Source organism: Robertmurraya sp. FSL R5-0851 (genome assembly GCF_038002965.1).
Taxonomy (GTDB): domain Bacteria; phylum Bacillota; class Bacilli; order Bacillales; family Cytobacillaceae; genus Robertmurraya_A; species Robertmurraya_A beringensis.
This window is the reverse complement of the sequence record NZ_JBBOOE010000001.1, coordinates 3,019,850-3,033,657: the sequence shown is the minus strand read 5'-3', so window position 1 is coordinate 3,033,657 and position 13,808 is coordinate 3,019,850. Positions and strand designations below refer to the sequence as shown.

The following is a 13,808-nucleotide window of genomic DNA, read 5'->3' as shown; positions in this document are numbered from 1 at the left end:
TTTTCTATTTTTTCTGCTCTTTTGTGGCACATTAAAAGAACCTTCTACTTTGCTAGAAAGAATTTGGTTGTGCTAATATGTATAAGTATAGTTGGCATGATATGAAAAAACAGAGGGAACTCATTGCAGTAGGAGGAATTTAGTATGTCAGAAGTTAATCGTACCCAAATAGAGGAAGCGGTGCGTCTTATATTAGAAGCCGTAGGAGAAGATCCAAATCGTGAGGGTGTGTTAGATACGCCAAAACGAGTAGCGAAAATGTATGAGGAAGTATTCTCGGGATTGAAACAAGATCCAAAAGAATATTTCGAAACAGTATTTAGTGAGGACCATGAAGAGATTGTCCTTGTAAAAGATATTCCGTTTTACTCCATGTGTGAACATCATCTTGTACCTTTTTATGGTGTCGCTCATGTAGCTTATATACCAAGAAATGGTCGTGTCACGGGTTTGAGTAAGTTAGCTAGAGCTGTTGAAGCAGTAGCTAAACGTCCTCAGTTGCAAGAAAGAATTACTTCCACAGTGGTTGACGCGATTATGGAGAAACTGGAGCCTTATGGTGCAATGGTCGTTGTTGAAGCAGAGCATATGTGTATGACTATGCGTGGAGTTAAAAAGCCTGGTGCTAAGACCGTAACTCAAGCAGTCCGAGGCTCACTTGCGGAGGACGCAACAGCAAGAGCTGAGGTGCTTTCCTTAATTAAATACTAAACATTATAGAGGGGGCTACATAACGGTTAGCCCTTTCAATCAAAATGAGGGAGCGAGAAATAATGGACCCAAAAACTTCGCTAACAAGTGATTATATTGTTATTAAAGCAATAGAAGATGGTGTCAATGTAATCGGTTTAACAAGAGGGACCGATACCAAGTTTCATCACTCAGAGAAACTAGATAAAGGCGAAGTAATGATTGCTCAGTTTACTGAACACACATCAGCGATAAAAATTCGCGGAAATGCAAAAATTATCACTTCTTATGGAGAGGTTGAGAGCGAAACAAAAGGGAAATAAATGCTAAACATGACCATTTGTTAAGCATTTGTGTTATAATTGTCTCTGCCTTTAGTGGAGTAATAAATCGTACATATGCAGTAAACTTTATGAATTATAATAAGGGTAATCACATTACATATACAGAATTTGGGGATACAAGGGTGATAATTGTGGGAGACTTTCAAAGAAAAATAGCCGATGTGAAGGAAAAAGTAGAGGAAAGGCTCCTTCACCCCTATATGTTCCAATATATTAATAAACCAGTGTTAGACGAAGATAAGCTTTTATTGTTAATTTCGATTTTGGATCAGTGTAAGTTATCTGATAAAGAGTTGGAGAATTATACTATAACGACCATGTTGCTTCAAGTAGCCCTTGATACTCATGAACAAGTGACCAACACAAATACGAATAATGAAATCTTAAAGCAGAGGCAATTAACTGTATTAGCTGGCGTTTATTATAGTGGGTTATATTATAAACTACTAGCAGAGTGTAATGATGTTCACGCTATCCGGATGCTAGCTCAAGGAATAAAAAAAATTAATGATAAAAAAATAATTGTATATCAAAAAGGTAGTTCTGAAATTGATACGTTGATGAATAATGTCAAGTTGATCGAATCATCTCTTATTGATCAATTTACTGATTATTTTCGTTTAGATGGATGGGATAGCATTGTTGAAAATTTTTTGTTAATAAAGCGGCTTAGTAAGGAAAAGGATAATTTTGTACAAAGAAAATCCTCGATTGTATTTGACGCTCTTCATACTCTTGTTTTTCCAAAACATAACGGTTCACTTAAAGACCTGTCTCTTGAGCAACAAAACTACTTAATATTGATTTGTGACCGATATATAGAGTTCTCTAAACAATTATTAGAAAAGGCTAAAAAAGAGCTTCCTCGAATAAATGAGCTGTTAGATTCTCGAATCACATCCATTATAAACCAAAAAACGATGGCAAAAACATTTGTGGAAGAAGGGTAACAAGTATGAATCAATCGAAAGAAGAACGAGTTCATAACGTTTTTGAAAAGATCTCAGATAACTACGACAAAATGAATTCTGTTATTAGCTTTAAACTCCATACTAAATGGAGAGAAGATACGATGAAAAGAATGAAAGTACAAAAAGGGAAAAAGGCACTAGATGTTTGTTGTGGAACAGCCGATTGGACCATTGCACTTGCAGATGCTGTAGGCCATACTGGTGAAGTGGTAGGACTTGACTTTAGCCAAAATATGCTTAATGTGGGTAAACAAAAGATTACTGAGGCCAATCTCAATCAAGTGACGCTCATCCATGGAAATGCCATGGAGCTTCCATTTCCTGACCATTCATTTGATTATGTTACGATTGGATTTGGATTAAGAAATGTACCCGATTATCTTCAAGTATTGAAAGAGATGAATCGTGTATTAAAGCCGGGCGGAATTGCAGTATGTCTTGAAACATCACAACCAACAATAATAGGCTATCGACAGCTCTTCTATTTTTATTTTCGATTTATTATGCCGTTGTTTGGTAGGATGTTTGCAAAAAGTTATAGTGAATATTCCTGGCTGCAAGAATCAGCTAGAGATTTTCCAGGGGTAAAAGAACTCGCTGAATTATTCAAACAAGCTGGTTTTAAGGACGTCACTTATAAGCCATACAGTGGCGGGGCAGCTGCTGTTCATTTTGGTCATAAATAAAATAATCTTCATGTACAGGTTAGGCTAGGTGATTCACGAATGAAGCTGAAAATGATGTATTCATTTTTAAACTCAGATATTAATATAATTGAGAAAACACTAGAAGATACGGTGGAGGCTGAGTCACCTCTTCTTCGTCAAGCATCTCTACACTTGTTGCAAGCAGGGGGGAAGAGAATTCGCCCTGTTTTTGTTTTGCTGTCAGGAAAGTTTGGCGACTATGATATACATGGAATGAAGAACGTGGCAGTAGCGCTAGAACTTATCCATATGGCTTCACTTGTTCATGACGATGTCATTGACGATGCAGAACTTAGACGCGGCCAGCCAACCATTAAAGCCAAATGGGATAATCGGATTGCGATGTATACAGGCGACTATATTTTTGCCAGATCGCTAGAATTAATGACAAATATTAAAAACCCACTTGCTCACCAAATTCTCTCTGAAACGATTGTTCAGTTATGTGTTGGGGAAATTGAGCAAATAAAATTTAAATATGATTACAATCAAACACTACGTGACTATCTGCTGCGTATTAAGCGAAAAACAGCTTTATTGATTGCAGCTAGCTGTCAACTCGGGGCGGTGGCAGCAAACGTGGATGAAGAGATTCACAAGAAGCTGTATCAGTTTGGATATTATGTAGGTATGTCTTTTCAAATCACGGATGATGTTCTGGACTTTACGGGTACGGAAGAGCAATTAGGTAAACCAGCTGGAGGAGACTTATTACAAGGGAATATTACCCTACCAGTATTGTTTGCAATGGAAGATAATTCTTTACGTAAAAAAATTACTGCTGTTCATGAACATACTTCATCCGCAGAAATTGAAGAGATTATCCGTGCAATAAAGAATTCTGATGCGATTGAGCGATCACTTTCTATAAGTGATCGGTACTTACACAAGGCGATTGATGTATTAAATCAATTACCAAATAACCGTGCCAAAAAGACGTTAAGAGATATAGCTGTGTACATAGGTAAACGAAAATTTTAAATGTTGCGAAATCAGTTATAACTATGTTACGATTTTCGTGGATTGTTTATTGGCAATCATATACATATACGAATCATAGAGGAGTGTAACTGATGGAGAAAACATTTTTAATGGTTAAACCAGATGGGGTCCAACGCAATTTGATTGGTGAAATAGTTGGACGTTTTGAGAGAAAGGGCTTTCAATTAGTGGGTGCAAAGTTAATGCTGATTTCTAATGAGTTAGCTGAACAGCATTACGGTGAACATAAAGAACGCCCTTTCTTCGGTGAGTTGGTTGACTTTATCACTTCAGGTCCTGTTTTCGCAATGGTTTGGGAAGGGGAAAATGTAATTGCTGCTGCACGCCAAATGATGGGTGCAACAAATCCAAAGGATTCTCAACCGGGAACCATCCGTGGGGACTTTGCTGTGATTGTTGGGAAAAATATTATCCATGGATCAGATTCAGCTGCAAGTGCTGAAAGAGAAATCGCTTTATTCTTTAAAGAAGAGGAACTTCTTTCATATAACAAGCTTATAAACAATTGGGCTTATTAATACTAAAAGAGACTTGTTTTTTACAAGTCTCTTTTTTGTAACCGTATTCAAAACATAGGAGTAAAAAATACCCAAGGCTTTTCTCACATAATTTTTCTCCTTTTTTATTGAATTTCGCTATAATAATACATACAGATAGAAAAGTTCAAGTTCAGGGGAGAAAAAGTATGCTGGGAAATGATTATGAACAATTTATTATAAATATAAAGAAAAAGACTGGGATTGATTTGTCGTTATACAAAGAAGCACAAATGAAAAGGCGCTTAATTTCTCTATATGAAAAAAAAGGGTTTCGCTCATTTCAGGACTATTACTTAGCAATTAGTCAGGACAAGCTATTATTAAATGAGTTTCTTGATCGTATGACGATCAATGTGTCGGAATTTTATCGAAATGGGAAACGATGGGAAGTATTAGAAACGAAAATTCTTCCTAAACTAATAGAGAAGAATAAGCGTCTGAAGGTGTGGAGTGCTGCTTGTTCAACAGGTGAGGAACCGTATACAATTGCCATGATCCTTTCAAACTTTATGCCACTTTCACAGATTCAAGTTTTGGCTACTGATATCGATGATAATGTAATAGAAAGAGCAAAGATCGGCATGTATCCAGAACGTTCTTTGAATGAAGTACCTTCCGAAATGAAAAAGAAATTTTTCACACAGGATGGAAGTTTCTTTAAGATTTCTGACGATATCAAAAAGACGGTAACATTTAAGAAGCAGAATTTACTTGCTGATCCTTTTGGAGGGCCTTTTGACTTGATTGTGTGTCGAAACGTATTAATTTATTTTACGGAAGAAGCGAAAGATGTATTATACTATAAATTCAGTGAGGCATTGAGACAGGAAGGGATTTTCTTTGTCGGTAGTACCGAGCAAATCTTTAATCCATCTGTATATGGACTTGAAACAGAAGACACTTTTTTTTATCGTAGAAGATAGGGGCCAAAAATTTGGCTTCTTTTTTTGTAAATTCACAAATTTCTGCTATGTTTATTTAAGGACATATGTTATATTGAGAAATAATCCTTTAATGAGTTGAAGGGGGAAAGAGAAATGAGATATTTAACAGCAGGAGAGTCACACGGTCCACAATTAACAACAATTATTGAAGGTTTACCAGCAGGAATGCCGCTTCTTGCAGAGGACATTGACAAAGAATTAGCAAGAAGACAAAAAGGGCATGGTCGCGGTAGAAGAATGCAAATTGAAAAGGATACTGTACATATTACAAGCGGTGTCAGACATGGATTAACACTTGCATCACCTGTAGCACTCGTTGTACAAAACGACGACTGGAAGCATTGGACAAAGATTATGGGTGCAGAACCTACCGATGATGAAGAAGTTAAGCGTGTTATTACTCGTCCACGTCCAGGACATGCCGATCTAAACGGCGCACTTAAATATGGACATCGAGATATGCGTAATGTTCTTGAAAGATCCTCTGCTAGAGAAACAACGGTAAGAGTGGCTGCTGGAGCAGTTGCAAAAAAACTTTTATCATTACTAGGAATTAAGGTTGCTTCTCATGTGGTTGAGATTGGTGGGATTAAATCAGAGGTACATGCATATGACTCCATGGAGAGTTTGGCGGAAATTACCGAGAATTCACCAGTAAGATGTCTAGATCCTGTGGCTGAAAAGAAAATGATGCAGGCCATCGATGATGCAAAAGCGAATGGTGACTCTATCGGAGGAATCGTCGAAGTAGTTGTTGAGGGAATGCCTCCTGGTGTAGGAAGCTATGTTCACTATGACAGAAAGCTCGATTCTAAGTTAGCTGCTGCTATCGTAAGTATTAATGCCTTTAAGGGTGTTGAATTTGGGATAGGGTTTGAAGCAGCTAGGAAGCCTGGTAGCGAAGTTCATGATGAAATTGAGTGGAGTGAAGGAGAAGGTTTCCATCGCAGCACAAATCGTCTAGGTGGACTTGAAGGTGGAATGTCGACGGGCATGCCAATCGTTATTCGTGGAGTAATGAAGCCTATTCCAACACTTTATAAGCCATTACAAAGTGTGGATATCGATTCTAAAGAATCTTTTACTGCAAGTATTGAGAGATCAGATAGCTGTGCAGTACCTGCTGCCGCAGTCGTTGCTGAAAATGTGATTGCTTGGGAGCTTGCTACAGCAATAACTGGACAATTCTATGCAGATCGTCTAGATACATTAATTAAATCGATTGAAGATCAAAGAGCATATGCGAGGGAGTTTTAATGGAGACGATTCAAATCGATACCACTTCTAAGGAGTATCCTGTAATTTTAGGGGCTGAGGCATTAACAGCTTTAGCCCCTTTTTTAAAAGAACATCTATCAAACGTGACCAAAATCATGATTATAACGGACAGTAATGTTGGTGATAGGTATTTAAATCAAGTAAAACTTCAATTAGGTGAATACGAAGTTGTCACACATCTTGTTCCTAATGGAGAAAAAGCTAAGACGTTTGACGTTTTTTATGATTGTCTAACGGCTGCTTTACAGGAGAAACTCGACCGTAAATCATTGTTTATCGCACTTGGTGGAGGGGCGATTGGTGATTTATGTGGGTTTGTTGCTGCCTCTTTTATGAGAGGCGTTCCTTTTATTCAGTTGCCTACTACCATTCTGGCACACGATAGTGCAGTTGGTGGAAAGGTGGCAATCAATCATCCTCTTGGTAAAAACATGATAGGTGCATTCTATCAACCTGAAGCTGTTATATACGATGTTGATTTTCTACAAAGCCTTCCAGCGATGGAACGTCGTTCAGGCTTTGCAGAAGTCATGAAGCATGCTCTAATAGATGACCTTCATTTTTATCAATGGCTTTTAACAGATATTGATAATCTTCAAACGATAACAACCGAGCAATTACAGGAGTGTTTATCAAAGGGAATAAAAGTAAAAGAATCTGTTGTTTCAAAAGATGAAAAAGAGCTTGGTATACGAGCATTTTTGAATTTTGGACATACACTTGGTCATGCTATTGAAGCGGAGGCTGGGTATGGCTCCATAACACATGGGGAAGCAGTTGTAATCGGCATGGTATTCGCATTACGGTTAAGTAAAAAACTTTTACATTTACAGTTTGAACAACAAGAATTTCTCGAATGGCTACATAAACTCGGTTACTCAACAAAAGTTCCTTCTGGCCTTTATGAAGAAAAGTTAATCGATCGTATGAAGCAGGATAAAAAGACCATTGGACAAGTAATACAATTCGTTTTATTAGAGGAAGTTGGGAAACCGGTCCTTTATAAAATTGACGAAAATGTCCTCTTAGAAGAACTGAAACAATTTATGAAGGAGGAGAGCCGATGATTAGAGGAGTTAGAGGTGCTATTACGATCCAAGAAAATAAAGAGGAAGAAATTATAGCATCCACCAAGAGACTGCTCAATGAAATGATTCAAGCTAATCGAATCTCTCCAGAGTCAGTCGCATCGGTATTTATTTCTGTAACCGATGATGTTACAGCTGCATTTCCAGCTAAAGCTATGCGTGAAATAGAGGGTTGGACTTATGTTCCTGTCATGTGTATGAAGGAAATCACTGTTTCGACTGGTATCAAATTATGTATTAGGGTCATGATGCATGTAAATACTGAAGTAGCACAAACCGAAATCGAACATGTTTATTTGGAAGAAGCCGTTCTTTTACGACCGGATTTAAAGAAATAGGAATATTTATACGTAAGAGGTGATGGATGATGAGATGGAAGGATCAAATAAAGTCGTTAGCACCTTATCAGCCGGGGAAATCAAAGGATGAAGTAAAAAGGCAATATGGGTTGGAAGAAATCATAAAATTAGCTTCTAATGAAAATCCTTTTGGTTGTTCAAAAAAAGTGAGTGAAGTTATGTCTAAAGAGACAGGCTATTTCGCACTTTATCCAGATGGCTATGCCACTAACTTACGCGAGTGTGTAGCAGAGCATGTGGGAGTGACAAAAGATCAATTGATCTTTGGAAACGGTTCAGATGAACTGATTCTAATTATTGCCCGTGCCCTTTTACGACCAGGTTTTAATACGGTAATGGCTACGCCAACTTTCCCACAGTATAAGCACAATGCGATTATTGAAGGTGCAGAAATTCGTGAAATTCCTCTGGTAGATGGTCACCATGATTTAGATCAAATGCTTGCGGCCATTGATGAGAAAACAAATGTTGTTTGGGTATGTAGTCCGAATAATCCAACTGGTACATATATTCCAAAAGAAAAGTTGGAAAGTTTTCTTGCTAGAGTTCCAAAAGAAACACTTGTGGTATTGGATGAAGCTTACTTCGAGTATGTAGTAGCGGATGATTACTATAATTCTGTGGAACTAGTAGAGCAGTATTCAAATTTGATTGTTCTTAGAACCTTCTCGAAAATTTATGGTCTAGCTAGCTTGCGTGTGGGATATGGATTTGCTTCCAAAGAAATCATTCGAGCGCTGGAACCGGTGAGAGAGCCATTTAACGTGAATAGCTTTGCACAATTAGCGGCTATTGAAGCTTTAGGTGATCAAGAGTATGTGGAAAACTGTCGTACCTTAAACCATCAAGGATTAGAACAGTTTTACAATTTCTGTAAGGAGCACAATCTGTCTTATATGCCTTCCCAAGGGAATTTTATCTTAATAGATTTTAAGACTGATGGCAATGAAGTATTTCAGTTCTTATTAGAGAGAGGCTATATCGTTCGGTCAGGAAATGCGCTTGGTTTTCCAACATCCGTCCGAGTTACGGTTGGCTCGAAAGAACAAAATGCTGGCATTATTGAAAAAATGTCACAATACATGCAAGTGAAAGCACATTAAGTAACTTTAGGCGGTGATTTCTTGAAAGGGCGTGTGCTAGTCATTGGACTAGGGCTAATTGGGGGGTCATTAGCTCTTTGCATTAAGAAAAGACACCCAGAATCAACACTAATAGGTTTCGACATAAATATTGAACAATGCCGTCTTGGAAAGATGCTTGGTGTAATTGATGAGATTTGTTTCAATTTAGAAGAAGAAGCAGTGAACGCAGATGTCATTCTTATTTCAACGCCTGTTATCGAAACTGAAAAAATGATTGAGAGACTTTGTGAGCTTCCGCTAAAGCAAGATGTGATCATAAGTGATGCTGGAAGTACCAAAGAAGCAATTGTTTTAAAAGCAAGGTGTTTAAAGGAGAAAAACATTACGTTTATTGGTGGGCATCCGATGGCTGGCTCACACAAAAGTGGGGTTGCAGCAGCTAAGGAAATTCTATTTGAAAATGCATTTTATTTATTTACACCGGAGCCACATATCCAAGATGATAAAGTGCATTTATTAAAGCGTTGGCTTGAAGGAACTAGAGCGAAATTTATAACTATTTCACCTGAAGAACATGATTACTTAACAGGTGTTATAAGCCATTTTCCACATGTGATTGCGGCCTCTCTCGTACATCAAGCTGAGCAAACAAGTAGAGATCATCAGCTTATAACAAGGTTGGCTGCCGGTGGTTTTAGAGATATTACTAGAATTGCCTCTAGCAGTCCAGCCATGTGGAAGGATATTTCCCTTCATAACAGGAAGGTACTTCTTTCTTTGTTAGATCGTTGGAAGGATGAAATGGATAAATTCTCGAAAATATTATCTGATAACAATGAGGACCAGCTATTCGATTATTTTGCTGAAGCCAAAAATTTTAGAGATGATCTACCTAGTAAGGAAAAGGGAGCAATCCCTGCATTTTACGATCTATTTGTGGATGTTCCGGATTATCCAGGTGTTATCTCGGAAATCACAGGTTATTTAGCCAAAGAGCGTATATCCATTACAAATATCCGTATTTTAGAAACTAGAGAAGATATAAACGGTGTACTTGTTATCAGTTTTCAAACAGAGACCGATATGGCCAAAGCAGAGGAATGCATACAGCGTTATACCAATTATGGTACCTCAACCGGCCTATAGGGGTTACACGAAAGGAAGGATACAATCAATGACAACGGTGTTAACGTCACAAGTAAAGAGACTGGTAGGTGAACTCTCTATACCAGGAGATAAGTCTATTTCTCATCGTTCTGTTATGTTTGGAGCGATTGCTCATGGGAAGACAACAGTATCTAATTTTCTTACAGGTGAAGACTGTCTTAGTACGATTGCTTGCTTTCGAAAATTAGGGGTAACGATTCACCAGCACGAAGATAAGGTTGAAATCATTGGGAAGGGCTTTGACGGCCTAGTAGAACCTACTGAACGACTTGATGTGGGGAACTCGGGAACAACGATACGATTAATGCTTGGCATTTTATCAGGCAGACCTTTTTATGCTGCATTGGAAGGAGATTCTTCAATCGCCAAACGTCCAATGACAAGGGTTACGAATCCGTTGAGCCAAATGGGAGCAGTAATTGACGGCAGAGAAAATGGGAAGTTCACTCCTATTTCTATTAGAGGTGGAAATTTAGAAGGATTTACGTACGAGCTACCAATGGCAAGTGCGCAAGTAAAATCAGCCATTATCCTAGCAGGCTTACAAGCAAATGGTACGACAACGGTTATTGAGCCATCAAAAACAAGAGACCATACAGAAAGAATGATTCGCCAATTCGGTGGGGAAGTGTCTGTTGATGGTTTAAAGGTCTCCGTAACTGGTGGACAAACACTCAAGGCAACTCATGTTCATGTACCGGGTGATATCTCTTCTGCTGCCTTTTTTTTAGTTGCAGGAGCGATTGTACCTAATAGTGAAGTAACATTGCGCAATGTGGGTATTAACCCTTCTAGAACAGGGATTATTGATGTGATGCTTCAAATGGGTGCCTCTCTTCATGTTTCTGAAGAAGGTAAAGATGCGGCAGAGCCTGTAGCAGACTTAACGATTACAACCTCAAGTCTTAAGGGAATAACGATTGAGGGAGATATGATTCCGCGCTTAATCGATGAAATTCCTATCATAGCCTTATTAGCTACACAGGCAAACGGAACAACGGTTATTAAGGACGCTGAGGAATTAAAGGTAAAAGAAACAAACCGAATTGATACAGTTGTAAATGAGTTAAAGAAATTAGGAGCATCGATTGAAGCAACGAACGATGGTATGATTATTCACGGTGGTAGCAAACTTCATGGGGGCCAAGTGAATAGCTATGGAGATCATCGAATCGGAATGATGCTTGCCATTGCAAGTTTAATTAGCAGTGAGGAAGTAACCTTAGAAAATGAAGAAGCAATTTCTGTGTCATATCCAATGTTCTTCTCACACTTAAATAAATTAATTAATTAACAAAAGAAACTGGCCCGTATTTAATACGTGTCAGTTTTATATTTTCTATAAATATGTATGAATGTCCATTTTGTTTCATAGTTTGTCATAAGACCCTAAAAAGAGGTGGTTTTATGGCGTATATTATAGAGAATATGAACCTTTTAAAGAAGGACAAGCTAGAGAAAATATCTATTCTTGTGAAAAATGAGCGTATTTCCACAATTACAAATGAAATGAAAAACTATTCTTATGTAAAAATGAATGCCAGCGGCTATATAACGACAAATCCTCATATCATTTTTGACCCGAAAATACCAACTCTCACATCCTTTTCAGACATGAAGTCATATATGACGGAGAGGTTTCTTAAAAGGGGCTGTACCACATTTTTAACATATGTTTCAGTATCTCAAGAAAAGAAATTAAAAACGAGCTTAAAACAGGCGAAAATGGGGTTATTAAGCAGTCCAATTGACTATGTTATTGGAGTGAAGATTCCTTTATCTGCGTTGACACCATCCTTTATACGAACGACTAAACGAGAAAAGGTTCCTGTTTTTATAGAGTTTTCTTCAGTAGATGAACTAAAAGAGAAACCATGGGGATGGATCAGGGAAGCTATGTTTCCATATAACAGTCCTTTAATTCCATGTTTTCAAATGGACGGAGAACGCGAGAAGAAGCGTGCTAAACAAGTATGGAATGAAATCATGGCTAAACATAACATCGCTAATATAAGAGAAGAGTTGATGCAAGGGGAACCCCTCACACAGGAGGCCCTGCATAAGATCGGAATCTTACCGCTTAAATCGCATTTACATCCAGGAAGTGAAGTGAGCTATAATTTCTATAGGAAATCATCTGAAATCATAAATATTGATGAAAAGAGCCTATTTTTATATCATAGTGATAGACTCCTAGTAACCGTCCATAAAGGCGAAGTAATTCGTGCAGGCGATAAGGTATGGTTTCGATCAGGCTATGGAGAACATGTCATCATAAACACTCCTAGTTTTTTTACAGGGGAATAGTTTAAAGTAAGAAGGGATACAAGATGGATAAAGTAGAAAAGATCCTTTCTCTATTAGAAAGTGGTCAACATGAAGAAGCAATAAAAAGTTATAAAGATATTTTATTAAATGGATCAAATGAAGAAAGATTTGTTCTTGGTGAGGAACTTCTTCAGCTAGGCTTCCTTGAAGAAGCAAAAGAACTTTTTGAAACGTTATTAATTGCGTACCCGGAAGAAGGAGAATTACTGGTGTTATTAGCAGAGGCCTGTATTGAGCTTGGTAATGAGGAGGAAGCAATGCTAGCTTTAGAAAAAATACACTCTTCTGATCAAAGCTATCCTCAGGCCTTGCTTCTTGCAGCTGATTTATACCAAATGCAGGGTTTATTTGAGGTAAGTGAACAGAAGCTTCTAAAAGCTAAAAAAGTTCTTCCTGATGAAGTTCTGATTGACTTTGCTTTGGCAGAGCTTTATATGGAACAAGGAAGATTTACAAATGCGATTCGATTGTATGAGGATATACTTAAAAAGGAAAAAGAGATTGCTGGCACAAGTATTCACCAACGATTAGCAGAGGCGTACAGTGCGGGAGGTGCGTTTGAGGAGGCATTACCACATTACGAACAAGCACTAGAAGACCGATTTGAAGTGAATACATTGTTCGGGTATGGTTTTACAGCCCTTCATGCGGGATACTATCAAACGGCGATCGAGAAACTTACAGAATTGAAGAATATAGACCGTGAGTACAACTCTCTCTACTTATATTTAGCTAAAGCGTATGAGCATGAAGAAGAATTAACGAAAAGCCTCGAGGTTATTAAAGAAGGCATTCAATATGACGAGTTTAATAAAGACCTCTTCTTTTATGGTGGGAAAATTGCATTAAAATTAAATCTTGAGGATGAAGCAGAGAGGCTTATCAGGGAGGCGTTAGCACTTGATCCGGAGTTCGTTGAAGCCGCACTTACATTAAATAAGCTGTTTTTTCACCAAGAAAAATATGATGATGTGTTAGAAATTATTGATATTATGAATGAGCAAGGAGTAGAAGAACCGCAGTTATTGTGGGATGAAGCGAATGCTTTGGCGAATGTTGAAAGATATTCAGAGGCATTAAACAAATATCAACTTGCATATAATTTCTTTAAGAATCAACAAGAATTTTTATCAGACTACGGTTATTTTTTAATTGAAGAAGGAAAAACGAATGACGCTGCAGAAATTTTTAGTATACTTCTTCAAATGGATCCAAGTAATGAAGAGTTTGCAGAATTGGTGCACAGATTTTCTGAAGACGTGTAAGTGAAAAAAACAGGTGTTTAATCGAAATTAGTTGTATGCAG

The 13,808-nt window shown here is 37.8% G+C and carries 15 protein-coding genes; all 15 read left to right on the top strand.

What is annotated here, in order from left to right; all coding sequences use genetic code 11:
• Positions 1–144 precede the first annotated feature (144 nt).
• Positions 145–711, top strand: coding sequence for a GTP cyclohydrolase I FolE (folE, locus tag MKX65_RS15615; RefSeq protein WP_160547139.1), 567 nt, complete (start codon positions 145–147; stop codon positions 709–711).
• Positions 712–773: 62 nt separating this feature from the next.
• The gene (gene mtrB, locus MKX65_RS15610; protein ID WP_160547140.1) at positions 774–1,013 is read left to right on the top strand and encodes a trp RNA-binding attenuation protein MtrB; all 240 of its coding nucleotides are present in this window, start codon (positions 774–776) and stop codon (positions 1,011–1,013) included.
• Between the two features lie 143 nt (positions 1,014–1,156).
• Positions 1,157–1,984, top strand: a complete 828-nt coding sequence (locus MKX65_RS15605) for a heptaprenyl diphosphate synthase component 1 (protein WP_340904489.1) — start codon at positions 1,157–1,159, stop codon at positions 1,982–1,984.
• Between the two features lie 5 nt (positions 1,985–1,989).
• A complete protein-coding gene (locus tag MKX65_RS15600) occupies positions 1,990–2,691 on the top strand; it encodes a demethylmenaquinone methyltransferase (protein WP_160547142.1) in 702 nt (233 codons plus the stop codon).
• Between the two features lie 39 nt (positions 2,692–2,730).
• The gene (gene hepT / locus MKX65_RS15595) at positions 2,731–3,693 is read left to right on the top strand and encodes a heptaprenyl diphosphate synthase component II (RefSeq protein ID WP_160547143.1); all 963 of its coding nucleotides are present in this window, start codon (positions 2,731–2,733) and stop codon (positions 3,691–3,693) included.
• A gap of 92 nt (positions 3,694–3,785) precedes the next feature.
• A complete protein-coding gene (ndk, locus tag MKX65_RS15590; protein ID WP_160547144.1) occupies positions 3,786–4,232 on the top strand; it encodes a nucleoside-diphosphate kinase in 447 nt (148 codons plus the stop codon).
• Positions 4,233–4,399: 167 nt separating this feature from the next.
• Positions 4,400–5,176: a CheR family methyltransferase gene (locus MKX65_RS15585; RefSeq protein ID WP_340904486.1), complete on the top strand. Its 777-nt coding sequence runs from the start codon at positions 4,400–4,402 to the stop codon at positions 5,174–5,176.
• A 114-nt stretch (positions 5,177–5,290) separates the two neighbouring features.
• Positions 5,291–6,454 carry a chorismate synthase gene (aroC, locus tag MKX65_RS15580; protein ID WP_160547145.1) on the top strand — a complete coding sequence of 388 codons (1,164 nt, stop codon included), beginning with the start codon at positions 5,291–5,293 and terminating at the stop codon, positions 6,452–6,454.
• Positions 6,454–7,542: a 3-dehydroquinate synthase gene (aroB, locus tag MKX65_RS15575; protein ID WP_160547146.1), complete on the top strand. Its 1,089-nt coding sequence runs from the start codon at positions 6,454–6,456 to the stop codon at positions 7,540–7,542. The genes aroC and aroB overlap by 1 nt, the downstream gene beginning before the upstream one ends.
• Positions 7,539–7,901 (top strand): chorismate mutase, encoded by a 363-nt coding sequence (gene aroH / locus MKX65_RS15570; RefSeq protein ID WP_160547147.1) that lies wholly within the window; start codon positions 7,539–7,541, stop codon positions 7,899–7,901. The genes aroB and aroH overlap by 4 nt, the downstream gene beginning before the upstream one ends.
• 29 nt (positions 7,902–7,930) lie before the next feature.
• Entirely contained in the window at positions 7,931–9,025 is a 1,095-nt protein-coding gene (gene hisC / locus MKX65_RS15565) for a histidinol-phosphate transaminase (protein ID WP_160547207.1), read from the top strand.
• Between the two features lie 21 nt (positions 9,026–9,046).
• Positions 9,047–10,153: a prephenate dehydrogenase gene (locus tag MKX65_RS15560; protein ID WP_160547148.1), complete on the top strand. Its 1,107-nt coding sequence runs from the start codon at positions 9,047–9,049 to the stop codon at positions 10,151–10,153.
• 28 nt (positions 10,154–10,181) lie between these two features.
• Positions 10,182–11,468, top strand: a complete 1,287-nt coding sequence (aroA, locus tag MKX65_RS15555) for a 3-phosphoshikimate 1-carboxyvinyltransferase (RefSeq protein ID WP_160547149.1) — start codon at positions 10,182–10,184, stop codon at positions 11,466–11,468.
• A gap of 113 nt (positions 11,469–11,581) precedes the next feature.
• Positions 11,582–12,481: a hypothetical protein gene (locus MKX65_RS15550; protein WP_160547150.1), complete on the top strand. Its 900-nt coding sequence runs from the start codon at positions 11,582–11,584 to the stop codon at positions 12,479–12,481.
• A gap of 23 nt (positions 12,482–12,504) precedes the next feature.
• Positions 12,505–13,767: a tetratricopeptide repeat protein gene (locus MKX65_RS15545; RefSeq protein ID WP_160547151.1), complete on the top strand. Its 1,263-nt coding sequence runs from the start codon at positions 12,505–12,507 to the stop codon at positions 13,765–13,767.
• Positions 13,768–13,808 lie beyond the last annotated feature (41 nt).

Excerpts from the sequence above, each read along its gene's own strand:
- folE (WP_160547139.1), top strand. The coding sequence starts at position 145 with ATGTCAGAAGTTAATCGTACCCAAATAGAGGAAGCGGTGCGTCTTATA.
- mtrB (WP_160547140.1), top strand. The coding sequence starts at position 774 with ATGGACCCAAAAACTTCGCTAACAAGTGATTATATTGTTATTAAAGCA.
- MKX65_RS15600 (WP_160547142.1), top strand. The coding sequence starts at position 1,990 with ATGAATCAATCGAAAGAAGAACGAGTTCATAACGTTTTTGAAAAGATC.
- hepT (WP_160547143.1), top strand. The coding sequence starts at position 2,731 with ATGAAGCTGAAAATGATGTATTCATTTTTAAACTCAGATATTAATATA.
- ndk (WP_160547144.1), top strand. The coding sequence starts at position 3,786 with ATGGAGAAAACATTTTTAATGGTTAAACCAGATGGGGTCCAACGCAAT.
- MKX65_RS15585 (WP_340904486.1), top strand. The coding sequence starts at position 4,400 with ATGCTGGGAAATGATTATGAACAATTTATTATAAATATAAAGAAAAAG.
- aroC (WP_160547145.1), top strand. The coding sequence starts at position 5,291 with ATGAGATATTTAACAGCAGGAGAGTCACACGGTCCACAATTAACAACA.
- aroB (WP_160547146.1), top strand. The coding sequence starts at position 6,454 with ATGGAGACGATTCAAATCGATACCACTTCTAAGGAGTATCCTGTAATT.
- aroH (WP_160547147.1), top strand. The coding sequence starts at position 7,539 with ATGATTAGAGGAGTTAGAGGTGCTATTACGATCCAAGAAAATAAAGAG.
- hisC (WP_160547207.1), top strand. The coding sequence starts at position 7,931 with ATGAGATGGAAGGATCAAATAAAGTCGTTAGCACCTTATCAGCCGGGG.
- aroA (WP_160547149.1), top strand. The coding sequence starts at position 10,182 with ATGACAACGGTGTTAACGTCACAAGTAAAGAGACTGGTAGGTGAACTC.
- MKX65_RS15550 (WP_160547150.1), top strand. The coding sequence starts at position 11,582 with ATGGCGTATATTATAGAGAATATGAACCTTTTAAAGAAGGACAAGCTA.
- MKX65_RS15545 (WP_160547151.1), top strand. The coding sequence starts at position 12,505 with ATGGATAAAGTAGAAAAGATCCTTTCTCTATTAGAAAGTGGTCAACAT.